This window comes from Xanthomonas sp. NCPPB 3218 (genome assembly GCF_056725185.1).
This window is the reverse complement of the sequence record NZ_CM161516.1, coordinates 3,604,760-3,631,464: the sequence shown is the minus strand read 5'-3', so window position 1 is coordinate 3,631,464 and position 26,705 is coordinate 3,604,760. Positions and strand designations below refer to the sequence as shown.

16 protein-coding genes and 1 pseudogene are annotated in these 26,705 nt (G+C 66.5%); 6 read left to right on the top strand and 11 right to left on the bottom strand.

The features are described from left to right. Nucleotides 1-3: 3 nt before the first annotated feature. The 9 genes and pseudogenes from AC1PLS_RS15120 to AC1PLS_RS15080 all read right to left on the bottom strand — a co-directional run bounded on the left by AC1PLS_RS15120 (nucleotide 4) and on the right by AC1PLS_RS15080 (nucleotide 18,354). Nucleotides 4-2,346, bottom strand: coding sequence for a GH92 family glycosyl hydrolase (locus tag AC1PLS_RS15120; protein ID WP_184433872.1), 2,343 nt, complete (start codon nucleotides 2,344-2,346; stop codon nucleotides 4-6). Nucleotides 2,347-2,479: 133 nt separating this feature from the next. After that, the gene (locus AC1PLS_RS15115) at nucleotides 2,480-3,940 is read right to left on the bottom strand and encodes a glycoside hydrolase family 125 protein (RefSeq protein ID WP_184433875.1); all 1,461 of its coding nucleotides are present in this window, start codon (nucleotides 3,938-3,940) and stop codon (nucleotides 2,480-2,482) included. Nucleotides 3,941-4,174: 234 nt separating this feature from the next. Beyond that, nucleotides 4,175-4,341, bottom strand: a pseudogene (locus AC1PLS_RS15110) (6-phospho-beta-glucosidase); the annotation flags it as partial. Between the two features lie 46 nt (nucleotides 4,342-4,387). Continuing rightward, on the bottom strand, nucleotides 4,388-7,057 hold the full coding sequence (locus AC1PLS_RS15105; RefSeq protein ID WP_481103815.1) for a glycoside hydrolase family 3 C-terminal domain-containing protein: 2,670 nt from the start codon (nucleotides 7,055-7,057) through the stop codon (nucleotides 4,388-4,390). A 238-nt stretch (nucleotides 7,058-7,295) separates the two neighbouring features. Continuing rightward, nucleotides 7,296-9,977: a beta-mannosidase gene (locus AC1PLS_RS15100; RefSeq protein ID WP_481103814.1), complete on the bottom strand. Its 2,682-nt coding sequence runs from the start codon at nucleotides 9,975-9,977 to the stop codon at nucleotides 7,296-7,298. Between the two features lie 21 nt (nucleotides 9,978-9,998). Next, on the bottom strand, nucleotides 9,999-12,485 hold the full coding sequence (locus AC1PLS_RS15095; protein ID WP_481103813.1) for a family 20 glycosylhydrolase: 2,487 nt from the start codon (nucleotides 12,483-12,485) through the stop codon (nucleotides 9,999-10,001). A gap of 247 nt (nucleotides 12,486-12,732) precedes the next feature. Next, nucleotides 12,733-13,788, bottom strand: a complete 1,056-nt coding sequence (locus tag AC1PLS_RS15090; RefSeq protein ID WP_016903894.1) for a glycosyl hydrolase family 18 protein — start codon at nucleotides 13,786-13,788, stop codon at nucleotides 12,733-12,735. Nucleotides 13,789-13,802: 14 nt separating this feature from the next. Next, the gene (locus AC1PLS_RS15085; protein ID WP_481103812.1) at nucleotides 13,803-15,485 is read right to left on the bottom strand and encodes an alpha-L-fucosidase; all 1,683 of its coding nucleotides are present in this window, start codon (nucleotides 15,483-15,485) and stop codon (nucleotides 13,803-13,805) included. 208 nt (nucleotides 15,486-15,693) lie between these two features. After that, entirely contained in the window at nucleotides 15,694-18,354 is a 2,661-nt protein-coding gene (locus tag AC1PLS_RS15080; protein ID WP_065032635.1) for a TonB-dependent receptor, read from the bottom strand. Nucleotides 18,355-19,071: 717 nt separating this feature from the next. Between AC1PLS_RS15080 and AC1PLS_RS15075 the strand changes: the two genes are divergently transcribed. Next, complete coding sequence (locus AC1PLS_RS15075) at nucleotides 19,072-20,070, top strand: glucokinase family protein (RefSeq protein WP_180970474.1); 999 nt, start codon at nucleotides 19,072-19,074, stop codon at nucleotides 20,068-20,070. Between the two features lie 454 nt (nucleotides 20,071-20,524). Here the strand turns inward: AC1PLS_RS15075 and AC1PLS_RS15070 are convergent, their stop codons facing one another. Together AC1PLS_RS15070 and bioA are read right to left on the bottom strand one after the other, a co-directional pair. After that, complete coding sequence (locus AC1PLS_RS15070) at nucleotides 20,525-21,259, bottom strand: 16S rRNA (uracil(1498)-N(3))-methyltransferase (protein WP_184433887.1); 735 nt, start codon at nucleotides 21,257-21,259, stop codon at nucleotides 20,525-20,527. Next, nucleotides 21,250-22,668, bottom strand: coding sequence for an adenosylmethionine--8-amino-7-oxononanoate transaminase (bioA, locus tag AC1PLS_RS15065; RefSeq protein ID WP_184433890.1), 1,419 nt, complete (start codon nucleotides 22,666-22,668; stop codon nucleotides 21,250-21,252). The genes AC1PLS_RS15070 and bioA overlap by 10 nt, the downstream gene beginning before the upstream one ends. A 41-nt stretch (nucleotides 22,669-22,709) precedes the next feature. Between bioA and nudE the strand changes: the two genes are divergently transcribed. The 5 genes from nudE (at nucleotide 22,710) to AC1PLS_RS15040 (ending at nucleotide 26,702) form a co-directional block, all read left to right on the top strand. After that, nucleotides 22,710-23,258: an ADP compounds hydrolase NudE gene (gene nudE, locus AC1PLS_RS15060; protein ID WP_016905001.1), complete on the top strand. Its 549-nt coding sequence runs from the start codon at nucleotides 22,710-22,712 to the stop codon at nucleotides 23,256-23,258. After that, nucleotides 23,255-24,055 carry a 3'(2'),5'-bisphosphate nucleotidase CysQ gene (gene cysQ, locus AC1PLS_RS15055; RefSeq protein WP_016905000.1) on the top strand — a complete coding sequence of 267 codons (801 nt, stop codon included), beginning with the start codon at nucleotides 23,255-23,257 and terminating at the stop codon, nucleotides 24,053-24,055. Before nudE ends, cysQ begins: the two co-directional genes overlap by 4 nt. A gap of 177 nt (nucleotides 24,056-24,232) precedes the next feature. Next, nucleotides 24,233-25,189, top strand: coding sequence for a nucleoside triphosphate pyrophosphohydrolase (mazG, locus tag AC1PLS_RS15050; protein WP_184433893.1), 957 nt, complete (start codon nucleotides 24,233-24,235; stop codon nucleotides 25,187-25,189). Continuing rightward, nucleotides 25,186-25,521 (top strand): YnfA family protein, encoded by a 336-nt coding sequence (locus tag AC1PLS_RS15045; RefSeq protein WP_024939264.1) that lies wholly within the window; start codon nucleotides 25,186-25,188, stop codon nucleotides 25,519-25,521. Before mazG ends, AC1PLS_RS15045 begins: the two co-directional genes overlap by 4 nt. Before the next feature lie 215 nt (nucleotides 25,522-25,736). Continuing rightward, nucleotides 25,737-26,702 carry an SPFH domain-containing protein gene (locus AC1PLS_RS15040; RefSeq protein WP_024939263.1) on the top strand — a complete coding sequence of 322 codons (966 nt, stop codon included), beginning with the start codon at nucleotides 25,737-25,739 and terminating at the stop codon, nucleotides 26,700-26,702. Nucleotides 26,703-26,705 lie beyond the last annotated feature (3 nt).

Here is a 26,705-nt window from a genome sequence, read left to right as displayed (position 1 = left end):
ACTTCAAGCAAACGAAGGCGGCAGATCTTCCTTGTTCGCGCCGAAGGCCAGGTTCGGTTTGGCGCCCATGGTGAATTCCAGCGTGCCGCCAGCGGCCAGGTCGGCATGCCGCATCCAGCTGCGGTTGGTCGGTTTGCCGTTCCAGCTCAGCGCCTGCACATACACGTTCTGCGCGCTGCTGTTGTTGGCGACGATGCGCAGCGTGCGGCCGTTGCCGACATCGAGTTCTGCGCGCTTGAACAGCGGGCTGCCGAGGACGTAGTTGCCGCTGACCGGGTCCACCGCATACAGCCCGAGCGCACTGAGCACGAACCAGGCACTCATCTGCCCGCAGTCCTCGTTGCCGGACAGGCCATTGCGCGCGTCGTGGTATTGCTCGCGCAGCAGCCGGCGCACCATCGCCTGGGTCTTGTACGGCTGGCCGGCGTAAGCAAACAGATAGGCCACATGATGGCTGGGCTCGTTGCCGTGCGCGTACTGTCCGACCAGGCCGTCGATATCCGGTGGCGCATCGGCGGGCAGTTCGGAGCTGGTGGAAAACAGCTCGTCGAGCTTGGCGACGAAGCCGTCGCGGCCGCCGTACAGGTCCATGTAGCCGTACAGATCGTGCTGATTGAGGAAGCTGGCCTGCCAGGCGTTGGATTCGGTGAAGTCGCGCCATTTGTTGATATGGCCCATGCCGCGCGGGTCGAACGGCGTGGCCCAGCTACCGTCTTCCAGACGCGCCTGTACGAAGCCGCTGTCGCGATTGAAGACGTTGCGGTAATTGCGCGAGCGCTCGCGCAGTGCGCGTGCATCGTCGGTGGCACCGGCGGCCTGCGCCAGATGCGCGCAGGCCCAGTCGTCGTAGGCGTATTCCAGCGTGCGGCTGACCGCTTCGTCCACCTTGTCGGCGGGGATATAGCCGAGCTTGCGGTAGTACGCCAGGCCATGGGTGGTGTCGTCCATGGCGCGCTTGCGGTAGGCCGGCCAGGCGGCGGTGTAGTCGATGCCGGTGAAGCCCTTGGCATGCGCCTCGGCCAGCACCACCGCCGAGTGGTAGCCGATCATGCAGCCGGTTTCCACGCCTTGCAGCGGCCAGATGCCCACGCCGTCCGGGCATTCGTTGGCGCCGCGCACCAGGCATTGCAGCAGGTCCGGTACGCGCTCGGGCTGCACCAGGGTGAGCAGCGGATGCGCGGCACGGTAGGTGTCCCACAGCGAGTAAGTACTGTAGTTGTGATAGCCCTTGGGGGCGGTGTGGATCTGCAGGTCCATGCCGCGGTAGCGGCCATCCACATCGCTGAAAAGGGTGGGCGCGAGCAGGCTGTGATACAGGCCGGTGTAGAAGATGCGGCGTTGCGCGTCGTCGTCGCTGTCGATGCGCACGCGTGCCAGTTCCTTTTCCCAGGCGGCCACGGCTTGCGCATGTACGCGGGCGAAGTCGAAGTCGGGCAGTTCTGCATCCAGGTTGGCCAGCGCATTGTCGGCGCTGACAGCGGAGATGCCGACCTTGATCAGCAGCGGTGCGTCGGCTGCGTCGGGGTAGTGCAATGCGGCCTTGAGGTGCACGCCGTCCACGTTGCGCGTGCCTGCGGCCAGCGGCTGGTCTTCGTTGTACAGCTGCACCTGCTTGAACGGCCGCGACAGCCGCATGGCGAAATAGATGTAGCGCCCCTGCGCCCATTGATAGACGCGCCGGCCACCGGTGAGCGTGCGGTCGTCGACCACGCGCAGTTGCGCGTCGGTGATGCGGGTGGGGATGCCGGGTTTGTCCTGCATGCCGTGGCACAGGTCCAGCAGCACATGCGCCGGCTTGCCCTGGGGAAAGTGGTAGCGGTGCAGGCCGGCGCGCGCGGTGGCAGTGAGTTCGGCATGTACGCCGCTGTCCTTGAGCCGCACGCGGTAATAGCCGGGCGAGGCGGCTTCGTCGGCATGGTCGTAGCGCGAGCGGTAACCGCTGTCCGGTGCGTCGAGTGCGCCGGGCACCAGCTTCACTTCGCCGGTGGCGGGCACCAGCAGAAAATCCAGCATGTCGCCGATGCCGGTGCCGGACAGGTGCGTGTGCGAGAAGCCCATGATCGAGCCGTCGGACTCGTGATAGCCGGAGCACGAATCCCATACCGCGTTGTAGGTGTCCGGGCTCAGCTGCACCATGCCGAACGGCAGGGTCGCACCGGGGAAGGTGTGGCCATGGCCGCCGGTACCGATGAACACATCGACGTGGCGGGTGAGCTCGGCGCGGGTGCGCGCATCGGCCGGCAGTGCGTAGTTGCCGGCGCGTGCGCGCGCAAGCCCGGAGAGGCCTGCGCTGCCGAGCAGTGCTGCCGCGATGGCGCCTTGGAGAAAACCGCGTCGTGTTGCCATGGTGATGTGCTCTTGGATGTCACGAAGTGGGGCGGGCCGTACCCTCATCCGCCCTTCGGGCACCTTCTCCCGGCGGGAGAAGGGAAGATCAAGCTCTGCAGTTCCGCGTTGGAAGGGCGGGCCCTTCGTGGAATCAGGCGCTGCGCAGCAGCTGGGGTTTGCGTTGGTGCAGGTCGATGATCAGTTCGCCGAACAAGGTGTTGGCCCAGGCGAACCAGTCGCGGGTGAAGGTGCTGGGGTTGTCCTTGTCGAAGGCCTCGTGCATGAAGCCGGTGCCGGCATGGGTGGTCTTGAGCCACTGCAGGCATTGGCGCAGTTGCGCGTCGTCGTCGCTGACCAGCGCGTACTGGATGATCGACATCGGCCAGATCGTACCCATGCCGCTGTGCGGGCTGCCGACGCCTTCGGCCGCGCTGCCGCGCGAGAAATACGGGTTACGTTCGCTCCAGGCCAGCTGGCGCGTGCGCAGGAACACCGGGTCGGCGCGGTCGCAGCAGCCCAGGTAGGCCAGGCTGAGCAGGCCGGGGGCGTTGGCGTCGTCGATGAACAACTGGTTGCCGTAACCGTCCACTTCGAATGCCCAGTAGGCCTGCCCATCGGCGTCGCGTTGCTGGCCGAACTTGCGTGTCGCCGCTTCCACTTCGTCGGCCAGCGCGGTGCAGTCGGCGGCGAACGCGGCATCGCGATGCAGGGCCGTGCTCATCGTCGCCAGCTGGCGCAGCGAGGCCACCGCGAACAGGTTGGCCGGCACGAACAACGGATACACGCAGGCATCGTCGGAGGGGCGGAACATCGAGTGGATCATGCCGTTGGGCCGGGTCGGCTGGCCGTAGCCTTCCAGCACCAGGGTCTCGGTCGCCAACGGCGAGGGGCGCTGGAACACGTAGGGGCCGCGGTTGTCCTTGCGCTGCTGCTCGCGGAAGGTCCTGACCACCACCTGCATCGCCGCGCGCCAGTCGTCGTCGAACGGGGCGGCATCGCCGGTGGCGCGCCAGTATTCGTGCGCGATGCGGATCGGGTAGCACAGCGAATCGATTTCCCACTTGCGCTCGCCCACGCCGGGCTTCATCTCGGTGATGTCGTTGAGCGACCACTTCAGGCGCTGGGTCTGGCCATCGGGCAGGAAGGCGTTGGCGTACGGGTCCAGCCGGATGCAGGCGGCCTGGCGCTGGATCAGGCCATGGAACATGCGCCGCAAGGCAGGGTCGCGCCTGGCCAGCGGCACATACGGGTGCACCTGGGCGGAGGAGTCGCGCAGCCACATCGCGTGGATGTCGCCGGTGATGACGAAGGTGTCCGGCTTGCCGTTGCGGGTGCCGGTTTCAACCGTGGTATCCAGCGTGTTGGGGTAGCAGTTCTCGAACAGCCAGGCCAATTCGGGATCGGCGATGCGCGCCTTGATCTGCACGATCTGCTGCTCGACCGCCTTGCTGACGAAGCGGCGCTGCGCCTTGGGCGGGCGCTTGCTGACGAAGTTGCCGGCAGCCGTGGAGGTGCCGGCAACGGGGGCGGCGAAGGCGGGCAATGCGCCGGCGAGCAGGCCGGCGCCCGCGCTGGCGCCCAGCAACTGGAGGATGTCGCGGCGGGTGTGCATGACCTGGAGCTCCCTGGGATTTCAGCAAGCGGTCGACGCAGCGGACATCCTTGCAGCGACGGCATCACGTGCCGGGCCGATGATGAGACCTCTGCATGACCAATTCCCGATGACCATACAACGTGTGCGCCGAATGTGCATAGTGCGCCCGCACAATTCGGCGCCGTACGCGTGGCCTGCGGCCATGGCGGCAGTGGCTGGTCCACGTCCTCCGCGGTCGCGCAGCGCCGGCTGTCAACCGGCCGCATGCCTGCGCCAGTGCGCCGGCCCCGCGCAGTGGCCATCGTCCTGCGCATGCCGCCCGGACCACCTCGGCCAGCATGCGCCGCGACGCGCTACGTGCCGATCGCCGGGCGGATCAGCAACGCCTTGCAGGCGTCCAGGTGGCTGCCGCCGAGCGCCGGCCATGACAGCCGACGCCTGTTGCATGTTGCGCAGATGCCGCACTTATTTCGGCAACGGCGAACGCCCCGAGATCGAGAACGCTGCGGCCTCGCCAGCCGCGCCGGTGCCGGGCTGGCCACCGCCGACAAACAGCGTGTAGTCGCCCGCTTCCACCGCACGCTGCCCGGTGCGATCCACATCGCTCAGCGCGCGCGCATCCAGGGTGAAGCGCAGCGTGCGCTGCTCGCCGGGCTTCAGATGCACACGCTGAAAGCCGACCAGGCTGCGCAAGGGAGACTGCGGGCGATCCGGATATTGCAGATACACCTGCGCCACTTCGTCGCCGGCACGCGTGCCGGTATTGCGCACGGTGGTGGTCACCTGCAACGGACTGCCGGCTTGCAGGGTTGCAGTGGACAGCTGCGGCGCGGCGTAGGCAAAGCTGGTGTAGCTCAAGCCGTAGCCGAACGTAAACAGCGGCTCGCCCTTGAAGTAGCGGTAGGTGCGGCCCTTCATGTCGTAGCTGACGTAGGGCGGCAGGTCCTTGGTGGAGCGATAGAACGTGACCGGAAGGCGCCCGCCGGGGTTGTCGTCGCCGGCCAGCATGCGCGCGATCGCGGTGCCGCCAGACTGGCCCGGATACCACGCCGCCACGATCGCATCGGCATGCGTCTTGGCCCAGTTCAGGGCCACTGCGCTGCCGCTCATCAGCACCACCACCAGCGGCTTGCCGGAGGCCTTGGCCCGTTCCAGCAGCGCCTGCTGCGGGGCGGGCAGGGCGATGTCGTTGCGGTCGCCACCGTCGAAGCCGGGCACATCGATGCGCAGTTCCTCGCCTTCCACATCCGGCGACAGGCCGACGAAGGCCACCACTGCATCGGCCTGCGCCACCGCCTGCTCGGCCTCGGCCAGTTGCGCGGCCGCCGGTGCCAGCCACTCCAGGCGCACGCCCTGGTCCTGGCCGCGGTGTTCCATCTCCAGGCGGATCTTGCGCGGGCGGGTGTCGTCGAAGTGCAGCACGGTTTCCACGCTGCGGCCGTCGGCGTTGTGCATGCCGGCCGGCACGTGCTTGTCTTCGGCATTGCCGGCGACCACCAGCTTGTCGTCGATGTACAGCCGCACCGGGTCGTGGCCGGCGCAGTCGAAGCAGCGCGCCACCCGCACCGCCAGCGTGTAATCGCCCGCGCTCGGCGGCAGCAGTTCGCCGCTCCAGCGCACCGCGTAGCGATCGGCCGGCACGCCCTTTGCGGGGGCGACCTGATCCCAGTTGAAACTCACCGTACGATCCTGCCGCACCGTGCGCGGCGCACCGTCCAGCTCGACATTATCGAAATATTCGCCACGCAAGCCCGGCTTGCCGTCGCTGCGCAGCGCGGTTTCCGGAATCATGCCGGGTACGCCCGCGGCCAGCGGCGCACCTTGCGCATAGCTCACCTGTTGCGCACCAAAGCGCTCGCGCAGGCCAAGCAGCGGGGTGACCGGCGTGGACGAGGTGCCCTGGTAGTTGGCTTCCAACGCTGCCAGCGCATCGGCATTCGGCCCGATCACTGCCAGCCGCGTGCCGGCTTTCAACGGTAGTGTGCCGGCCTCGTTCTTGAGCAATACGATCGATTCGGCAGCGGCCTTCAGCGCCAGCGCACGGTTGGCGGCGTTATCGATATCCTTGGCACCGAGCTTTGCATACGGATCCTTGCGCGGCGCTTCCAGTTCGCCCAGGCGATAGCGCGCGGCGAACAGGCGCACCAGCGATTGGTCGAGCAGGGCTTCGTCCACTTCGCCACGTTCGATCGCCGTGCCGAGTTCGCGATAGGCATGCCCGCAATTGAGATCGTGCCCGGCCTTGAGCGCGGCAGCCGAGGAGCCGGCATTGTCCGGGCGGAAGTAATGGAACTGGGTCATGTCGTCCACCGCATCGCAGTCGGACACCACAAAGCCCTTGAAGCCCCAGTCGCCACGCACGCGGCCGTTGAGCAACCAGTCGGCCGCGCAGGCCGGCGTGCCGTGCAGCGAGTTGTAGGCGCACATCACCGAGCCGGCCTGGCCGTCGATCAGGGCGGCGCGGAAGGCGGGCGTATAGGTCGCTTCCACGTCGCGCGGCGACACGTCCACATCGAAGCTGTGCCGGCCAGGCTCCGGGCCGCTGTGCACCGCGATGTGCTTGGGCGTGGCGATGGTGCGCGGGTGATCCAGATCGTCGCCCTGCAGCCCGCGAATGAAGCCCACCGCCAATTGCCCGGTGAGGAAGGGATCCTCGCCGTAGGTTTCCATGCCACGGCCCCAGCGCGGGTCGCGGAAGATATTGATGTTGGGCGACCAGATGGTCAGGCCCGCATAGCGCTTGTGATCCTTGCCCGGGGCGCCGGCCTGATTGAACTTGGCACGCGCCTCGGTCGACACCACCGTGCCCACCTGCTGCATCAACGCGGTATTCCAGCTGGCGGCAAGGCCGATCGACTGCGGAAACACCGTGGCGTAGCCATTGCGTGCGATGCCGTGCAGGCCTTCGCTCCACCATTCGTAGGCGGGGATGCGCAGGCGCGGAATCGCCGGCGCATCGTTCATCGCCTGCGCGACTTTCTCCTCGCGGCTCATCTGCGCGACCAGCGCGGCGGCGCGTTGCTCCGGCGTCGCATCGGGTTGTGTTGCGGCCAACGCCGGCGCGCCGACCAGCGGCAGGCCCAGGCCCAGACTCAGCGCGACCGCCAGGCGGCATGGAAACACGGACAACGACATCTGCTCACTCCTGCGGGGCGGCGACTGGCCGTCACGCGTTGTTCTTGGATTGCCCGCAGCGATACCGCGGGCAGCGGTTGGTGACACTCGGGTTGGTGATTGCCGCCGATCAGGCGCGGATCAGATACGAGACCTGCGCCCGGGACTGCAGTCACCGCGCCACGCGCCGGCTTGGCCGATGGCGCAGCGCCCTGAGACGAGCGCTGCGCCATCGCCTGACGCCTGTTCCCGGCGCGGCTTACTTCGTCTCGGCCGGCTCCGGCGGTGCACCGGCCAGCGTGCTCGCCAGATCGCGCACCTGCAGCGTGGACTGCAACTGTGCCAGCGCGGCCTTGCTGCTCACATGTACGGTCAACGGCTCGCCCGGCAGCAGGTCGAACGCGTTGTCCGACAGCGTGGCATCAACATCGCCGAACGATAGCCAGACCTCGCGTGCCAGCGTGTTGCTGGACAGCGTCAGCGCATAGCCATCGCCATCGGCGCGCCACTGGCTGTCGATCTTGGCGGCCGGCAACGCCAGCTGCTTGGCCGGCGCGAAGAACACCACCTCGCGCGACAGCAGCTTGTCGCCGTCGAACAACTCGAACACCGCGTAGCTGCGCTTGGGGTCGGCGCTGCCCAGCAACTGCTTGTCGCTGAAGTTGCCCACCTGCAGGCTGCTGAGCGGTTTGACGGTGGCCTTTTCCTCGCGCTTGCTCAGCAGCTTGCCGTCCATGTTCATCACCCGCATGCGCCAACGCGCGGCCAGCGGGGTGGTGCGGTCGGAGACCAGCGACACCTCGGTCTGGCCCTTGTCGTTACGCAATGCGGCGATCAGCTCCGGCGCGTAGAAGCGGCGGGCGTGGTAGTGCAGCGCCTTCCAGCGGCCGTAGTAGTCCACGCTGGACCACGACGCACCCGGCCACACATCGTTGAGCTGCCAGTACAACGAGCCCATCGATTGCGGGCGCGAGGCGCGCAGATGCGAGGCGGCCAGGTTGATGCCTTCGGCCTGCATCAGCTGGCTCAGGTAGACGAAGCTCTCGAAATCCTTGGGCTCGCCGAATTCGCGCCGGATGTACAGCATCAGCCGCTTGTTGCCGTTGCCCTTGTCGAACTTCTGATGCACGCGCATCACCGGCGATTCCGGATCCATGTCGCCGGGTTCGGCGAAGGCACGCACGGTGCGCATGTCCGGGAACGACTGCAGGCCGTATTCGGACATGAAGCGCGGGGTGACGTTGAGGTATTCGGTCACCGGCAGCGCGGGGCCGCCCCAGACCTTCCAGTAATGCATGTCGCCATCGTTGGCCTGGTCGGCGGCGCCGTCGAAGTTGGTGCCCGGCGAGGTGGACCAGTACGGCACGTCGCTGTCGTAGGTGGCCACCACTTCGCGGAACACGGTGCCGAACAAGGTGGTCATGCCGCGCTCGATGCGGCTGCGTTCTTCCGGGTCCACCGACTGCTTGAACTTGACCCGGTCGCCCCAGTTTTCCCAGCCGGTCTGCACTTCGTTGTTGCCGCACCACAGCACGATGCTGGGATGGTCGCGCAGGCGCTTGACCTGTTCGATCGCCTCCTGCCGGGTGTTCTCGCGGAACTCCACGTCGTACGGCGGCACCGCGCCGCCGAACATGAAGTCCTGCCAGATCATGATGCCCAGCTCGTCGGCCACCTCGTAGAAGCGGTCGTCCTGATAATGCCCGCCGCCCCACATGCGCAGCATGTTCATGTTGGCATCGCGCGCATCCTGCAAGGTGCTGCGCATGCGCTCGGGGCTCACACGTGCGGGGAACGCATCCAGCGGGATCAGGTTGGCCCCCTTGGCGAAGATCGGGATGCCGTTGATCACGATCTCCATGCTCTTGCCGTACTTATCTTTCTCGCGCCGCAGCTCCACCGAGCGCAGGCCGGTCACCCGCTTGATCTGCTGGCTGTCGCCATCGGCATCGCGCACGCTGGCCACGAAGGTGTAGCGGTCCTGCGCGCCGTAGCCGGCCGGGAACCAGCGCTTGGGCTTGGCGATGCGCACCGGCAGATCGATGCGGTTCTGGCCCGGGTCGACCACTGCCTGCTGGGTGAATTGCCCGACTTTCTGCCCATCCGGGCCCAGCACGTCGAGCGTCACCTGCACCGGGCCGCTGCGGCCGGCCTGCAGTTCCAGCTGCGCCTGCAATTGCGCGCTGTCGGCATCCACGCGTTGCTGGGCAATATGCAGCCCGTCCACGCGCACCGCATCCCAGGCTTCCATGCGCACGTCTTTCCAGATGCCGGCATTGACCATGCGCGGGCCCCAATCCCAACCGAAGTTGTACGGCGCCTTGCGCACATAGGTGGAGCTGTGGCGCGACTCGGGCTCGTCGCCGAAGGCGGAATCGTAGGCGCCCGGCAGCGCGTACGGCTGCTTGGCCAGCCACGGCTGGATCTTCTTGATCGGCGAGAACAGCTTGACCTCGAGCACGTTGTCGCCGCGCTTGAGCAGGGGTTTGGCATCCACGCGCCACTGCCGGAACATGTTGTCGGCGCTGAGCAGCGGCTTGCCGTTGAGGGTGACCTCGGCAAACGTGTCCAGGCCGTCGAACACCAGCTCGACGTGCTCGCGCTTTAGCGTAGCCGCATCCACGTTGAAGCGGGTCTGGTATTGCCAGTCGCTCAGGCCCGCCCACTGGATCTTGCCTTCGTTGTCGCGATAGAACGGGTCCGGCACGATCTTGGCGGCGATCAGATCGGTCTGCACCGCGCCCGGCACCTGCGCCGGCAACCACGCCGCTGCTTTCGGATAGGTCCTGGCCTGCTCCTGGCCCGGCACCAGCCGCACCTGCCAGCCGCTATCCAGCGGCGTCGCGGTGGGCGGCGCGGCCCAGGCCTGCGAGATGGCAACGGCCAGGGCAAGCCCGAGGCGGGCGGGGGCGGGAACGCAACGATGACGGGACAGGGGCATGGATGACTCTCCTTGGATGGATCAGCGCGTGGCGGCGGGGGGCGCCTGCGCGGTGGTTTCAATCAACTGGACGGCGCCGATGGCATACAGCGGGCCGCGAATCGGCGCGGTGAAGCGCAGGCATAGATCGTGGATGCCGGTGCGTGCAGGCAGTGCGGTTTCCAGCGTGAATTGTTCGCCCAGCGTGGCGCTGTTGGGTAATTGCACGCTGGCGATCAGCTCGCCCTCGCAGCCCAGGCGCACTTCCAGCTCGCCGCGGCGCGTCTTGGCGGGGTACTGCACCACCTTGGATTGTTCGTGGGCCAGGCCGAAATTGTTCGGCAGGCGTGCGGCCTCGATCCGGATCGCGCCGACGCCATCCAGGCGCGCCTGCGGATACAGCCGGCAGGCATGGAACAGGTCGACGTTGTAGACCGGCGTGTCGGCGCCGGTCAGCTCCGGCAACAACGGCAGGCGCAGGCCGAGCGCACCCGTGTCCACGCAATCACGCAGGCCCTGGGTGTCCGCGCGCAACAACCCGGCACGATCGAAAGTACGGCTGCGCGTGGCCGCCAGCGCGGTGCCGCCGGCATCGAAGGCGGTGGCCTTGACCGTGGTCGGCAGCTGGATCGTAAACGGCGCCGCATAGCGTGGCGATGCCGGCGTGGGATCGCTGCCGTCGACGGTGTAGTGCAGCGTGCCCGCACCGGCCTGGGTGCCGAGTGCCACCTTGGCCGGGCCACCGGCCAGCACCGGGTTGGGGCCGCCTTCCAGGGCGATATCGGCGGCGAAGGCACCGTCGCTGTAGTCGATCCCCAGCGCCTTGTAGCGCTGCAGCTGCGCCGGCAGGCGCGCCAGGAAATTCTTCCAGTTGCGGGCAGCCACCGGCGACCAGGTCACTTCGGCGATGGCGGACAGACGCGGGAACAGCGCGTGATCCACATGCCAGCGCGAGGGAATGTATTCGGACCACAACGCGCCTTGCGCGCCGAGTACATGCGTGGCCTGCTCGGCGGTCAGTGTGTCGGGCACCGGGTCGAAGGCGTAGACCTTGGACAACGGCAGTACGGTCAGGCGGCCGTTTGGTTCGTCGCTGCGGGTGGTCTGCAGGTTGTCCAGGTACAGCCAGTCGCCCGGTGCCAGCACCACATCGTGGCCCTGCCTGGCGGCGGTCACCGCACCTTCGGTGCCGCGCCACGACATCACCGAGGCACTGGCCGGCACGCCGCCTTCGAGGATTTCGTCCCAGCCGATCATGCGCCGGCCGTGCTGGGTGAGGTAGGCCGCAAGCTGTTCGTTGAACCAGCCTTGCATGGCATGGGCATCCTTGACGCCCAGCTTGCGCATCTGCGCGCGCACCGCGGGCGAGGCTTCCCATTGATCCTTGACCGCCTCGTCGCCACCGATATGGATATACGCCGACGGGAACAAGGTCAGCACCTCGTCCAGCACGTTGGTGATGAAGCTCAGGCTGCGTTCGCTGGTGTTGAACAGGTACGGATTGACGCCCCAGTTCACACCCACCTGCGTGCGCTGGCCGGGCACGCCGACTTCTTCCGGATACGCCGCCACCGCGGCCTGCGCATGCCCGGGCATGTCCAGCTCGGGCAGCACGGTGATGTGCAGGCGCGCCGCATAGGCGACGATCTCGCTGATCTGCTGCTGCGTATAGAAACCGCCATAGCGCTCGGGCGTGCCATGCTGGCCGGCGCCGGGCGGAGTGCGCCAGGCACCGACCTCGGTGAGTTTGGGGTAACGCTTGATTTCGATGCGCCAGCCCTGGTCGTCGGTGAGATGCCAATGCAGCACATTGAGCTTGTGCGCGGCCATCGCGTCCAGCACATGCTTGACGGTGTCCACGTCGTGGAAGTGGCGGGCCACATCCAGATGCTGGCCACGCCAGCCAAAGCGCGGCCAGTCGCGGATCGCCACCGCCGGTACGGTGACATCGCCCTTGCCCGCATCCGGCGTCATCAATTGCCAGGCGCTGATCGCGCCATAGAACAGGCCGGCACCATCGCGCGCGGTGATGCGGATGCCGTTGCCGTCCACATCCAGGCTATAGCCTTCCTTGTGTGCCACCGGCGCCTGCGGGGTGCGCTCCAGGCGGATGCTGTGCGGCGAGGCGCTGGTTTCGGTGCGCACTTCCAGGGTCAGGCCGCGGGTGCGTTGCAACAGGCTGGCCAGCGACTCAGCGCTGCGTCGCACTTCGGCGTTGCCGGTGGGGATGGAGATCACCGTGCCGGTGCCGACGCGGAAACTGCCGGTGCCGCGCCTGGCTTCGGCCGGGGCGGGAATCAGGGGCAGCGGTGCGTTGGTCGCAGGCAGTGTTGCGGTGGTGCCGGGGTTGGCTGCAGGTGCGGTCGCTGCATCGCGTTGGCCGCAGCCCGCCAGCACCATTGCCGCAAGCGCCATCGCAAGCAGGCACGAGGAGCGTCGGTGCGATGACAGCAGGCGCGACGACAGGCTGCGCGGCGACGGCGGCCCGGATAACGGTGAGCGCAGGCTCGCTGCGGAGTTCGACATCATGCAATCACATCCCGGTATGGCGGGGGAGATACGGCAGCCACGCACAGTAGCAAAGCCGTGCCGGATGGCGCAGGGACTGGCGCACGCTTCGTCGGGGTGCGCGGTGTGTGGTGTCGCGCAGCGCCCGCGCTCCGCATGGCGTGGTGCAGAACGGGCGCGGACAGTGCACGCATCGGCTTGCAGGGGATGCATTCCGATGCGAACACCGACCGCGCCCGTCCTGTCGTGCAGCAGTGCGATGACGCGGTCAGCGCTGCGCGGTCGGCAACTCGTCCCACACCTTCGGGTCCTCGGCGCCCAGCACCCAGCAGCTGAAACCTTCCAGGCCGTACTGCTTCACCAGGTCGTAGCGTGCCTTGAAGCTGCGCGCATCCGGGCGGAACACCCACTCGCGCATGTCGTCGCGGTAGAAGTAGAACCACGATTCCTGCTCGACCGGATCCCATTGCACGGTGGCGTTCTGCTCGATCGCCAGCGGGAACGATTCGTCGGCATCGATATAGGTGGCGGAGATGTTCGACGCCTCGGTGCCGTCTTCCTTGACCGGATTGCCGGTGTACCAGCGGTAGCCGTAGGTGGCGATGCCGAGCGAGAGCTTGTCCTTCGGCACCTGGGTGATCGCGTAATCCAGGTGCTTCTTCATCCACACCATGCCGTCGACCGGGCCCGGCGTGGTCCAGCGGGTGTGCTGGTCGTAGGTCATGATGCTGACCAGATCCACGGCCTGGCCCAGCGCCTTGAGGTCGTACGCGCCGCGCCAGTATTCCCACATCCACTTGGAGAACTGGCCGCCTTCGGCATGGCCCGGGGCATTGGGCACCACCGCCACCGACATCTTGAAGCCGGCCTTGTGCAGCGCATCGGCGGTCTGCTTGACCATCAGCGTGTAGGCGTCGCGGTCGGTCCAGGCGATGTTCTCGAAATCGAACTGGAAGCCGTAGTACTTGTGCTGCTTGCCGTGGATCAGCAGCGATTCGATCATGCGCTTCTTGGCGGCCTCGTCGTGCATCAGCTTGTGGAAGCCGTCGCGCCCGGTGGTCATCGACAGGATCGGCATCACCCGCAGGTTCTTCTGCTTGGCGATGTCGTACAGGTACATGTTGGGCGTGCCGTTGACCAGGCCGTTCTGGTCGACGCCGTACCAGGTCGGCACCACCACGTCGATCTTGTCGACATTGGCCAGGAACGAGTTGGTCGATTTCTGCGTGTTCATCAGATAGAACAACGCCGTGGGGGTTTTGGCCAGGGCCGGCGCGCACACCAGCGCCAGCGCCAGCAGGATCCAGGTCAATCGCTTGCTCATGAAAACAGCATCCGTCAGGGAGTGGAGGAAGAAGAAAGATCGATGCGCAGCACGTAGGCGTGCTCGCCGACCGGCTTGGCAGGCAGGCTCAGATGCAGGCCGTCAGCCTGCTGCTCGAACGGCACCTTCTTGCCGTTGGCCAGCAGCGTCACGCCGCGCACGCCGTCGGCCGGTGTGAGCGAGCGGATCACCGCCTTGCCGCCGGCCGGCCAGCCGAGTTCGATCGCATACAGCGCGCCATCGCGCGTGGTGAAGCGGAAATCCTCGGCGGTGTAGGGCTTGGTCTTGACGTCCTGGAAGGTGCCGCCGACCACCTCGGTCGGGCCTTCGCCATACACGCGCCACGGCTTGCTGTCATAGATCGCGCCGCCGTTGGTCTTGAGCCACTTGCCGATCGCCAGCAGGATGCCGCGCTCGGTATCCGGGATCGAGCCATCGGCACGCGGGCCGATGTTGAGCATCAGGTTGCCGTTCTTGGCCACCACATCGGCCAGCATGTGGATGATGAAGGTCGGCGACTTGTAGGTGTCGTTTTCGATGTAGCCCCACGACGCATTGCTCACCGAAGTGTCGGTCTGCCAATGGGTGGGATGGATGCCGGTGAGCTGGCCGCGCTCGATGTCCAGCGTGCCGGCCCCTTCCGGAAACGCGCCCAGCTTGTAGTTCACCACCACGCCGCGATCGGCTTCGGTGCGCGCCGCGCCCTGGTTGTAGTAGTAGGCCAGCATGGTCGGCAGGCTGCTGCGGAAGGTGGGGTGGGCAATCCACCAGTCGAAATAGATCAGGTCCGGCTGATAGGTGTCGATCAGCTCGGTAGTACGCGCCAGCCAGTCGTCCAGCCAGGCCTGCGACACCGGCGTCCAGTCGTTGGCCACATCGGCGTCGTCCTTGCCCGGCAGGCGGACCTGCGCCGGGCCGTACAGCGCGGCATAGCGCGGGTCGTTGACGTCCGAATCGAACTTGCGCCCACCATCGAAGAACCAGTTGTGCTCGGCGCGGTGCGAGGACAGCCCGAAGTGCAATCCCTGCGCGCGGATCGACTTGGACAATTCGCCCAGCAGATCGCGTTTGGGGCCCATCTTGACCGCGGTCCAGTCCGACAACCTGGAGTCGTACAGCGCAAAGCCGTCATGGTGCTCGGCCACCGGCACCACATAGCGCGCGCCGGAGTCGCGGAACAGTTTGGCCCAGCCATTCGGATCGAACTTGGGCGCGGTGAACTTGGGAATCAGATCCTTGTAGCCGGAGCGCGCCTGCGGCCCGTAGGTCGCCACGTGATGGGCGAATTCCTTGGAGCCCTCCAGGTACATGTTGCGCGAATACCACTCGCTGCCGAACGCCGGCACCGAGAACACGCCCCAATGGATGAAGATGCCGAACTTGGCATTGTCGTACCACGCCGGCGATTGATAGGCCTTGAGTGCAGCCCAGTCGGGGCGGAACGGACCCTTGCGTGCGCCGGCTTCGGCTTCGCGCACCAGGCGCTCGCGTTCGGGTGCGTACTTGGCGGTGGCGCTGAGCCACTGCTGGTCGATCTGTTCCGGGCTGAGTGTGGTGGCGGTGGCCGCGGTGGGCGATTGCGCGCTGAGCGTGGCAGCAGGCAACGCGAGCAGCAGACCGAGCGCGAGCATTCGCGTTCTGGGTGCAGCTCCGGCGTGGCGGCGGGATGGAGCCGCAGGGCGGCTATCGGTCGTCATGGGAACTGCACTCCTTCAAGCGAGACGTGTCGGTTGCAGCGCAGCCGGCACGTGGATGGCAAAAGCGGGCCTGGCCATGCTCCCTCAACCGCGAAGGGGCGTGGCCAGTACCACTCCTTGGTACAACATCGAGCGGTGCACTGCATGCAACACACCGCTCAAAAAAAAGCGCGCCACCGTGGAGGGTCGGTGGCGCGCCGGTGCTACATCAGAACTTGAAGTTCAACTGGGCCTGATAACCGCGGCCGTTCTTGTAGAACGCCGTGGGGGTCGAGCGGGTGTTGCTGAACAGCCGGTAGGTGGAATCCAGCAGATTGGTCGCGCCGAAGGTGATGCCCATGTAATCGGTGATCTGGTACGAGGCGGTCAGATCCAGCTGCTTGTAGCTGTCTGCGAAGTCCTGCGAGGCCAGGCGGCCGATCTGGGTGAAGTACTTGGAACGGAAGCTGTAGTTCACACGCACCATCCAGTCGCCATGCTCCCAGTACGGGATGATGTTGTAGGTATCGCGCGACAGGTACGGCAGGTTCAGGCCCGAGCTCGAATCGGATTCGGCAAAGGTGTAGTTGGCCTGCACACCGAAGCCCAGACCCAGCGACTGCTGGTAGTTCACCGACACGCCCTTGACCTTGGCGTCGGAGACGTTAATCGGCGAGGTCACCGTGTAGATGCCGGAGTTGCCGCTGATCGGATCGGTCAGCTGCTGCTGGCTGGTGGTGTTGACGATGTAGGAGCTGATGTCGCGATAGAACACTTCACCGGACAGCATGCTGGACGGCGCGAAATACCACTCCGCAGCAAGGTCGTAGTTGGTGGACTCGTACGGCTTCAGGTCCGGGTTACCGCCACCGGCGGTCAAGTTGCCGTTCGCACTGTTGATGCTGAACGTGCCGGCCAGATCGCCATAGCGTGGACGTGCGATCACCTTGGCAGCCGAGAAACGCAGCACGGCGTCGTCGGTGATGTCGTAGGCGATGTTGAAGCTCGGCAGCGCCTTGCGGTAGTCGTTGGTCTCGGCCACGCGCGAGTAGTTGGTGCCGCCATCGGCGGTCTGCCAGTACAGCGACTTGTCGGTGGTGTCGACCAGGCGCACGCCGACGTTACCGCGCCACTTGCCGGTCTCGTAATTCAACTGGGTGTAGAAGTTCTGCGTGATCTCCTTCACCTCGAACGAGGAACCGTAATCGGGACGGTACGGACCCTGCGGCTGCGACAGCAGATAGTTGCGGATCGAGTTCAGGCTGGCGGTCGGCCAGGTGGTCAGGTCGCCACTTGCGCCCAGGCCGTCGTACAGACCGCTCGGGGTGGTGCCCGGGTTGAACTGGGTCAGCGAGATCGCATCGGTGGTATTGATGCGGTTGCCGCGCGCGTCCACGCCGTTGTTGTGGTTGATGTACTTGTAGCCGAACAGCAGTTTGGTGAACGGTCCCAGCTCCAGATCGCGGGCCGCATCCCACTGGAAGTATTTCTCTTCGTCGGTGCTCTTCTGATAGAAGATGCCGCCGGCCTGCATCGCGCTGGAGTCCTGCGAACCGGCGGGCAGGCCGGCCGGCGAACCGGGCAGCGTCCAGTTCGAGGCGCCGCCGTTGTCGTAGTTCACCGCGGTGTTCTGACCATCGAAGGCGTAGTTATAGCCGCCGTCGGTCATCAGGAACTTCATCAGGTACTCGGGGTTCTTGCCGCCGGTGGCCTTGGTGTCGCCGACCTGGGTGGTGAACACCCACTTCTCGCCCGACCAGTCGTGACGCAGGTTCAGGCTCTTGGTGGTGACGGTGCTCTCGCGGTAGTTCGCGTCCAGCTGAGCGTACGGCTGCCCCGCGGCGCCATCGCCGAAGGTCGCCGAGGTGACCACGCCGTTCTGCACATTGGCGCTGGTGACCTTCTGCAGGTCGTTGTTGCAGGCCGGGCAGACGTAACGCGATTCGCTGAAGTTGTTGTACTTGCCCTTGATGTACAGGCCGGTCAGGTTGAATTCGTTCTGCTCGTTCGGCTTCCACTGCAACGCGCCCTGCACGCCGCTGCGTTCGCGGGTCTGCTGGAAGAATGCGCTGTTGATGCCGGCCGGTACACGGGCGGTGGCGACATCGCTGCCGTCGCCGGTAATGGTGGCGCTGGCGGGAATGTTGGCGCCGGTGGTGTAGCCGAAGTATTCGATACCGGCGCGTGCCAGGTCCTGCTTGTCATGCGTGGCGGAGATCAACGCGCCGAAGGTCTCGTCGTCGTTCTTCCAGCTCCACAGCGCCGAGCCGCGCGGATTGCCTTCTTCCGAACGGTCGTTGTAGTTGTAGCCGACCGAGCCGCGGATGGTGTTCTTGGGCAGGTCCAGCGGCTTGCGGGTGTGCACGATCACGGTACCGCCGATCGAGCCTTCGTCGATGCGCGCTTCCGGGGTCTTGTAGACCTCCATCAGGCCGATGATTTCCGGCGACAGCAGGGTGTAGTTGAAGGTACGGCCGCTGGTGTCGGTCGGGTTGCCGCCCCAATCGCCCGAGGCGATGGTCTGGCCGTTGAGCAGCACGCGGTTCAAGGCCGGGTCGGTGCCGTTGATGCTGACCTTTTCGCCTTCGCCGAACTGGCGGTCGACGCTGATGCCCGGCAGGTGCGACAGCGATTCGGCGGCATTGATGTCCGGGAACTTGCCGATGTCTTCGGCGCTGATTGCATCGACGATCGAGTTGGCCGAGCGCTTGACTGACTGGCTCTTCTCCAGCGATGCGCGATAACCGGTGACGGTGATGGTATCCAGCTCGGTGGTCGCCGACGGCGTGGCGGCAGGAGCCTGTTGTTCTTGTCCGGCAGCCATTGCAGAGCCGGAGCAGTACAGAGCGGCGGTAATACAGAGTGCTAACGTCGTGGTGCGGCTGTGCATGGCTAAACCTCGTTGGTTAGTGCTGTGAGCGCGCCGCCTCTGGAAGGCGTCACGCGCTCGGCGTGGCCGGCAAAACAACACGCCCTGACCGATCGCGGTGATCGCACTGGCACGCGTCGCTAGAGGCGGGCCCGGGTGATTCGCGTGGTAGAGGAGGTGTCCCCCGTGTGGTGAAGCGGTAGAGCGAATGCGACTTCAGCGAGTCGAACATCGGGTGATGTCCCGCTCACGAATCTGGAATGCACCGGCGAGGGAGTAGCCCGTTCCTGAGTACCGAACAGTCCATGGCCCCTCCTGCCAGAACCCCGATTTGGATCGAGTCTCGCGTAGCGTTGACAGCGTTGTCAACACATCGTCACAGATCTCTGAAGCGGCTGCGATTGCGCTGCAATGCAGCATTTCTCCGCGATGCCATGCACTGCGCCGATACCGTTGCGCAATGCGCCGTCGGCGGCTCGCGGTTTTGATCAGCTGTTTCTATGGGGAATGGCGCTTGTGCAAATGGCGGGTGCCGTTTTGTGCTGAAATCGCTGTCGCAAACGTGGAATTTGAGTGAATGATGAAATTGGCGGCATCCTGTTTAAATCGTGATCGCCACGGTTGCGTTACAGGGCGATTACTGACAACGTTGTCTACCCCGTTACCGTTCGTCGGACAATGGGCATGACGCCAGCCCGCGGCCACTTATCAGGAGAATGCGTGAGCGCAAGCAGTCCAATGGAAGCGGTGGCCTTTCCGCGCCCCGACACCTTCGTTGCCGCAGACGTGGGGGGGACGCATGTGCGTCTGGCGCTGGTGTGCGAAAGCCCCGATCCACGCCAACCGGTCACGGTGCTGGACTACCGCAAGTACCGGTGTGCCGACTACCCGGGCCTGGCCGAGATCATGGCCGCGTTCTTTGCGGAGCTGGGCTGCGCGCCGGTGCAGCGTGGTGTCATCGCCAGTGCCGGGTATGCGCTGGAAGACGGCAGCGTGATCACCGCCAACTTGCCGTGGGTGCTGGCGCCCGAGCAGATCCGCCGCCAGCTCGGCATGCAGGCATTGCATCTGGTCAACGATTTCGAAGCGGTGGCGCATGCGGCCAATTACATGGTCGGCAATCAGGTCCTGCAGTTGTCCGGCCCGCCGCAGGGTGCGCCGGGTCCGGCGCTGATCCTGGGCCCGGGCACCGGCCTGGGCGCGGCGTTGTGGATTCCAAACGGCGCCACCCCGGTGGTGTTGCCGACCGAGGCCGGCCACGCCGCGCTTGCTGCCGCCAGCGATCTGGAAGTGGCCTTGCTGCAGGAGCTACGCCGCACCCGCACGCATGTGGCCACCGAGCACCTGCTCTCCGGCCCGGGCCTGTTGAATCTCTACACCGCACTGGCCGCGCTGCGTGGCGTGCCGGCGCTGCATGCCAGCCCGGCCGATGTCACTGCCGCCGCACTGGCTGGCGAGGACGTGCTGGCGCGCGATGCGCTACAGGCGTTCTGCGGCTTCATGGGCAGCGTGGTCGGCGACATGATGCTGCTCTATGGCGTGCGCAGCGGTGTCTATCTGGCGGGTGGATTCCTGCCGCAGATCGCCGCATTCGTGGCCGCAAGCGATTTCGTCGTACGTCTGCTCGACAAGGGCGCATTGCGTCCGGCGCTGGAGCAGGTGCCGGTCAGCATCGTCGAGCACGGCCAGCTCGGTGTGATCGGCGCGGCCAGTTGGTTCCTGCAGCACGGCCGCTGAGCGCCCGCGCATCGCCAGGTGCAGCAGTCTGGCTGCACCAAACCGATCAACTCCACATCCCGTAGGAGCGCACCCGGGCGCGACAAGGCATTCTCGATAACGCCAGGTCGCGCCCAGGTGCGCTCCTACGAGTCGGCGCGGGTTTAGGGCCGGGACGCAGTGGACGGAGCCATCGACATGCAGCGGACGACGCAACGCCGATCAACTCCACATCCCCCGTAGGAGCGCACCCGGGCGCGACGAGGCATTCTCGATAAGGCCCGGTCGCGCCCAGGTGCGCTCCTACGAGCCGGCGCGGGTTTAGGGCCGGGACGCAGTGGACGGAGCCATCGACATGCAGCGGACGACGCAACGCCGGTCAACTCCACATCCCCGTATGGGCGCACCCGGGCGCGACGAGGCATTCTCGATAAGGCCCGGTCGCGCCCAGGTGCGCTCCTACGATGTCGTGGCGCTATAGGTCACCGAACCGCGACTGCAGCGCCGCGATTGCCGCCAGGCCCGCGGTTTCGGTACGCAGAATGCGTGGCCCCAGTTGCAGGCCGCTGAAACCGGCCTCGGCGAGGGTGGCGCGATCACGCGGCGACCAGCCGCCTTCCGGGCCGATCGCCACGATCACATGCGGTTGCGCGTCCAGCACCAGGCTACCCAGGCGATGCGCGCCGTGCGGGTCCAGCGTCAGCCGTAACGCCTGCGGGTCGCTGGCCCGCGCCGCATCCTGCAGGCCGTGCGGCGCAGCGACCGAGGGAATGCGCGCACGCCCGGACTGCTCGCACGCCGACACCACCACGCTGCGCCAATGCGCCAGGCGTTTTTCCATGCGCGCCGCATCCAGCTTGACCTCGGTGCGCTCGGCGTTGACCGGCACGACCGCCGTTACCCCCAGCTCGGTGGCCTTCTGCAGGATCAGATCCATCTTCTCGCCGCGCGCGATGCCCTGGATCAGGGTGATCGACAACGGCGACTCGTTGTGCAGCGGCTCGGCACGTTCCACCAGTGCGCGCGCCTCGCGTTTGCCGGCCAGGGTGATGCGCGCGTGGTAGTCGCTGCCGTCGCCGTTGAACAGCACGCAGGCATCGCCCTCGCGCAGTCGCAGCACACGCAGCAGGTGATTGGCCGACTCCTCCGGCAGCGTCACCTCCTGGTCGCAGTGCAGCGGCAGTGCGACATGGGAGCGGGTCAGGCGCATGCAACGGCCTCCTCGATGGCGTGGCGGGTGGTCGCAGCCAGCAGCGCAAGTTGCGCGTCGTCCACGCAATACGGCGGCATCCAGTACAGCACGTCGCCGAGCGGGCGCAGCACCACGCCCTTGTCGAGTGCGGCGCGATAGGCCTTCAGGCCCACCCGCGCCGCAGACGGAAACGGCGTGCGCTTGTCGCCGCCCTGCGTGAGTTCGAACGCCACAATCATGCCGGCCTGGCGCACGTCGGCCACCGCGGGGTGTTCGCCGATCTGCGCAGCCAGCGTGGTCATGTGCGCGGCGGTGCGCTGGTTGCGCGCAATCACATCGTCGTCTGCAAAGATCTGCAGGGTTGCCAGCGCGGCGGCGCATGCCAGCGGATTGCCGGTGTAGCTATGCGAATGCAGGAACGCACGTTCGCGCGAGTCGTCCAGGAACGCCGCGTACAACTGCTGCGTGGCCAGCACCGCCGACAGCGGCAGAAATCCGCCGGTCAGCCCCTTGGACAGGCACAACAGGTCGGGCATGATCCCGGCCTGTTCGCAGGCGAACAGGCTGCCGGTGCGACCGAAGCCGGTGGCGATCTCGTCGGCGATCAGGAACGCGCCATACGCGTCGCACAGTTCGCGTGCGCGGCGCAGATAGGCCGGGTGATACATGCGCATGCCGCCTGCGCACTGCACGCGCGGCTCCAGGATCAGCGCGCAGATTTCGTCGGGCGAGTGTTCGAACACCGCCTGCAGCGCATCGGCCGCCTGCAGTGCGTAGTCTTCCGCGCTCTGTCCGGGCTCGGCCAGGTAGGCGTCGGGCGAGGGCGCAAAGATCGACTCCAGCAGCAACGGCGCATACACGCGCCGATACAGCGGGATGTCGCCGACCGACAGCGCGCCGATGGTCTCGCCGTGGTAGCCGTTTTCCAGCGCGACGAAACGCGTGCGGCGGTGCTCGCCGCGGTTATGGAAATAGTGGAAGGCCATCTTCAAGGCCACTTCCACGCCGGCCGAGCCATTGTCGGCATAGAACACCTTGGACAACGGCGCGCGGCCGGCCTGGCGCGGCGCGATCGCCAACAGGCGCTCGGCCAGCTGCACGGCGGGCGCATGGGTGAAGCCGGCCAGCATCACCTGCTCCAGTTCGCCAGCCTGGCGCGCGATGGCCGCGCCGATGCGCGGTTCGCTATGGCCGAACAGGTTGGTCCACCAACTGCTGACCGCGTCCAGGTAGTGGCGACCGTCGTGGCCGATCAGCCACGCACCGTCGCCACGCGCGATCGGTACCAGCGGAAGTGTGTGCGGGTGCTCGCGCATCTGCGTGCAGGGGTGCCACAGCACGGCAAGATCGCGTTGCCGCCAATGTTCGTCAGCTTGGGAGGCTGCCGGGTCTGCTAGGATTTCGGGCTCATGAACATGTCGATGCATACGCCTATTCTATCGGTCGGCCCTGCCGCTGCGTGCGACGCATGAGCCCGCGCCTGCCGACCATCCACAAGATCACCGATCTGGGTGACGGGCCGTTCCGTCGCCAGCAGCTGGATCTGGAATTTTCCAACGGCGAGCGTCGCCTTTACGAGCGCCAGCTCAGCCAGGGCCACGGCGCGGTGGTGGTGGTGCCGATGCTCGACGCGCAGACCGTGCTGCTGGTGCGCGAGTACGCTGCCGGCGTGCATCGTTACGAGCTGGGTCTGGTCAAGGGCCGCATCGATGCCGGCGAAACGCCGGAGCAGGCCGCCGACCGCGAGCTCAAGGAAGAAGCCGGTTACGGCGCGCGCCAGGTGCAGGTGCTGCGTGCGATGACGCTCGCTCCTACTTATATGAGTCACCAATCCTGGTTGGTGCTGGCACGCGACCTCTATCCCGAGCGCCTGGTGGGCGACGAGCCGGAAGAGATGGAGGTGGTGCCCTGGCCGATCGCCCGTCTGGACGAATTGATGCTGCGCGAAGATTTTTCCGAAGGCCGCTCGCTGGCCGCCTTGTTCATTGCGCGCGAGTGGCTGGAGCGCAACCCATGATCCGCATCCCGATGGAACTGCGCGAAACCGTGATCGCCATCGCCCGCGAGGCGGGGGCGGCGATCATGGATGTCTATGCGCAGGATTTCGCGGTGGAGATCAAGGACGACGCCAGCCCGCTGACCCAGGCCGACCTTGCCGCCAACCGTGTCATCGTCGAAGGCTTGCGCCGGGTCACCCCGGACGTGCCGGTGCTGTCGGAAGAATCCGCGCACGTGGCCTGGGAAGACCGCCAGTTCTGGACCAGCTACTGGCTGGTCGACCCGCTCGACGGTACCCGCGAGTTCGTCAAGCGCAACGGCGAGTTCAGCGTCAACATCGCCCTGATCCATATGGGCGCACCGGTACTCGGCGTGGTGCAGGCGCCGGTCGATGGCCGGGTCTGGTACGCCGCACGGGGCGAGAACGCCTACCGCCGCGATGGCGACCGCGACGAGATGCTGCACACGCGCACGCCGGCGGCCACGCCGCTGCGGGTCGCCGCCAGTCGCTCGCATCGCGATGCGCGCACCGCCGCCGCGCTGGAGCGCATGGGCGAGATCGATGTGGTCGCGCAAGGCTCGTCGTTGAAGTTCTGCCGCATCGCCGAAGGCGACCTGGACGTGTATCCGCGCTTCGGCCCCACCTCCGAGTGGGACACCGCAGCCGGCCAATGCGTGCTGCACGCCGCCGGCGGTGTGCTGCTGGCCGGTGGCACCGGCAAACCGTTCCGTTACAACCGCCGCGACACCTTGCTCAATGGCGACTTCATCGCGCTGGGTGATCCCAATCTGCCGTGGCGCAGCTGGCTGGTGTGAGCACGGCCGACCGCCGCTTGCGCGCTCGCCGGTTGAATCCGGCAGTTGCGCGCACTCCCGATGCAGTCATGTCCAATGCGGCCCCTGCCCATCGCCTGCCGCCAGGTGACCCGGCACGTGCCCGCGGCATCGCCCGGGCACGCCACTCCACTGCACCACACCTGCCAGGAACACACCATGTCTCAGTCCCCGCCGACCGGCGACCTCCAGCGCCTGCTGCAGCTGATGGCGCGCCTGCGCGATCGTGAGCACGGCTGTCCGTGGGATGTGGAGCAGACCTTCGCCAGCATCGCGCCGTACACCATCGAAGAAGCCTACGAAGTTGCCGACGCCATCGATCGCAACGACCTGCCGGCTCTGCGCGACGAGCTGGGCGACCTTCTCCTGCAGGTGGTCTTCCATGCGCAGATGGCCGCCGAGCAGGGAACGTTCGGATTCGCCGACGTGGTCGCCACGCTCAGCGACAAGCTGGTGCGTCGCCACCCGCACGTGTTTGCCGAGCAACGTGCCGACGATGCGCAGGCGGTGAGCGCCAACTGGGAGCAGATCAAGCGCGACGAACGTCGCGCGGCGGGCCATCAGGACGATTCCGCACTTGCCGGCATCGCACGCGGCCTGCCGGAATGGCAGCGCTCCACCAAGCTGCAGGCGCGTGCGGCGCGGGTCGGCTTCGATTGGCCCGGCCCGGCCCCGGTGCTGGAAAAGCTGCAGGAAGAAATCGAGGAGCTGCGCGTGGAGTTCGCCCATGGCCCGGTCGCCGACAACCAGGCGCGGCTGGAAGACGAGCTCGGCGATGTGTTGTTCGTCTGCGCCAACCTGGCGCGCCATGCCAGGGTCGACGTGGGTGCGGCGCTGCGCCATGCCAATCTCAAGTTCGAGCGCCGCTTTCGCGCGATGGAAGCGCAGGCGCAGGCGGACGGCACCTCCCTGGCCGCGCTGTCGCTGCAGCAGCAGGAGGCGCTGTGGCAACGGGTCAAGTGCGGCGAACGCGGCGGTGATCCGTCCGCTCTAGGTCAAGCTACCGCGACGCCTGTCACTGACGCGCCCGCGGCCGGTGAGCAGGCGCGCGACACTGCGGAGCTGCAGCAGGCCGACGCTGGCAAGCAAGGCGTCGACAAGCAAGGCCGCGCATGACTGCTGCACCGACCACGCTGTTGCTGTTCGCGGCCACCGCCGTCGCCGAGCTGGTCGGCTGCTACCTGCCGTATCTGTGGCTGCGCAAGGGCGGCAGCATCTGGTTGCTGCTGCCGACGGCGCTGAGCCTGGCCGTCTTCGTCTGGTTGTTGAGCCTGCATCCCGATGCCAGCGGCCGCGTGTATGCCGCCTATGGCGGGGTCTATATCGCCAGTGCGCTGCTGTGGCTGTGGTGGGTGGACGGGGTGACGCCGACGCGTTGGGATCTGCTGGGCGCAGCCTGCTGCCTGCTCGGCATGGCGATCATCATGTTCTCGCCGCGCGGCGCCTAAGCGCGCGTTCGCAGCACCGTCTGCACTTTACAAAGCGCGGTCGCCTGCGCGTTGCGGCGAGCTGCACAACGCCGACACGCTGCCCGAGGTGGTCAGCCACAGCGCCGCATGCAGGGTCGCGGCCGCCGTTGCCGAAGCTAGGGCGCGCAGTGGGGACAGGTGGCGCTAGGGCATACTCCAGCCAAGGATCGACTCGTCATCGCAAGGGGCTGCTCATGTTTCCGACTTCTTTCTTGGCCATCGCCGTTCTGGTCGCTGGCGTCATCGTGCTGTTCAAGACCGTGCGCATGGTGCCGCAGGGCTTTCAGTGGACGGTGGAGCGCTTCGGCCGCTACACCCACACCATGAGTCCGGGTCTGCACTTTCTGGTGCCGGTGGTCTACGGCGTGGGGCGCAAGATCAACATGATGGAGCAGGTGCTCGACGTCCCCAGCCAGGACGTCATCACCAAGGACAACGCGGTGGTGCGCGTGGATGGCGTGGTGTTCTTCCAGGTGCTGGATGCCGCCAAGGCCGCCTATGAGGTCTCCAACCTGGAGATCGCTTCGATCGCGCTGGTGCAGACCAACATCCGCACTGTGATCGGCTCGATGGATCTGGACGAATCGCTGAGCCAGCGCGAGACCATCAATGCGCAGCTGCTCAGCGTGGTCGACCAGGCCACCAATCCCTGGGGCATCAAGGTCACCCGCATCGAGATCCGCGACATCCAGCCGCCGCGCGACCTGATCGACTCGATGGCGCGGCAGATGAAGGCCGAGCGCGAGAAGCGCGCGCAGATCCTCGAAGCCGAGGGCTCGCGCCAGTCGGAAATCCTGCGCGCCGAAGGCGAGAAGCAGGCCGCCGTGCTCGAAGCCGAAGGCCGCAAGGAAGCCGCGTTCCGCGACGCCGAGGCGCGCGAGCGTCTGGCCGAGGCCGAAGCCAAAGCCACCCAGATGGTCTCCGATGCGATCGCCAACGGCAGCGTGCAGGCGATCAATTACTTCGTCGCACAGAAGTATGTGGAGGCGTTCAAGGCGCTGGCCACCGCGCCCAACCAGAAGTTCGTGCTGATGCCGATGGAATCCAGCGGCGTCATCGGCTCGATCGCCGGCATTGCCGAGCTGGCCAAGGAAGCGCTGAACAAACCCGACGCGAGCCATGTGCGCGTGCCGCCGATGCCCCCGCGCGTGGGAGGTTGAGCC

What these genes read in the sequence shown, in the direction of transcription:
- AC1PLS_RS15120 (WP_184433872.1), bottom strand. Translation starts at nt 2,346, where the DNA reads ATGGCAACACGACGCGGTTTTCTCCAAGGCGCCATCGCGGCAGCACTG.
- AC1PLS_RS15115 (WP_184433875.1), bottom strand. Translation starts at nt 3,940, where the DNA reads ATGCACACCCGCCGCGACATCCTCCAGTTGCTGGGCGCCAGCGCGGGC.
- AC1PLS_RS15105 (WP_481103815.1), bottom strand. Translation starts at nt 7,057, where the DNA reads ATGTCGTTGTCCGTGTTTCCATGCCGCCTGGCGGTCGCGCTGAGTCTG.
- AC1PLS_RS15100 (WP_481103814.1), bottom strand. Translation starts at nt 9,977, where the DNA reads ATGCCCCTGTCCCGTCATCGTTGCGTTCCCGCCCCCGCCCGCCTCGGG.
- AC1PLS_RS15095 (WP_481103813.1), bottom strand. Translation starts at nt 12,485, where the DNA reads ATGATGTCGAACTCCGCAGCGAGCCTGCGCTCACCGTTATCCGGGCCG.
- AC1PLS_RS15090 (WP_016903894.1), bottom strand. Translation starts at nt 13,788, where the DNA reads ATGAGCAAGCGATTGACCTGGATCCTGCTGGCGCTGGCGCTGGTGTGC.
- AC1PLS_RS15085 (WP_481103812.1), bottom strand. Translation starts at nt 15,485, where the DNA reads ATGACGACCGATAGCCGCCCTGCGGCTCCATCCCGCCGCCACGCCGGA.
- AC1PLS_RS15080 (WP_065032635.1), bottom strand. Translation starts at nt 18,354, where the DNA reads ATGCACAGCCGCACCACGACGTTAGCACTCTGTATTACCGCCGCTCTG.
- AC1PLS_RS15075 (WP_180970474.1), top strand. Translation starts at nt 19,072, where the DNA reads ATGGAAGCGGTGGCCTTTCCGCGCCCCGACACCTTCGTTGCCGCAGAC.
- AC1PLS_RS15070 (WP_184433887.1), bottom strand. Translation starts at nt 21,259, where the DNA reads ATGCGCCTGACCCGCTCCCATGTCGCACTGCCGCTGCACTGCGACCAG.
- bioA (WP_184433890.1), bottom strand. Translation starts at nt 22,668, where the DNA reads ATGCATCGACATGTTCATGAGCCCGAAATCCTAGCAGACCCGGCAGCC.
- nudE (WP_016905001.1), top strand. Translation starts at nt 22,710, where the DNA reads ATGAGCCCGCGCCTGCCGACCATCCACAAGATCACCGATCTGGGTGAC.
- cysQ (WP_016905000.1), top strand. Translation starts at nt 23,255, where the DNA reads ATGATCCGCATCCCGATGGAACTGCGCGAAACCGTGATCGCCATCGCC.
- mazG (WP_184433893.1), top strand. Translation starts at nt 24,233, where the DNA reads ATGTCTCAGTCCCCGCCGACCGGCGACCTCCAGCGCCTGCTGCAGCTG.
- AC1PLS_RS15045 (WP_024939264.1), top strand. Translation starts at nt 25,186, where the DNA reads ATGACTGCTGCACCGACCACGCTGTTGCTGTTCGCGGCCACCGCCGTC.
- AC1PLS_RS15040 (WP_024939263.1), top strand. Translation starts at nt 25,737, where the DNA reads ATGTTTCCGACTTCTTTCTTGGCCATCGCCGTTCTGGTCGCTGGCGTC.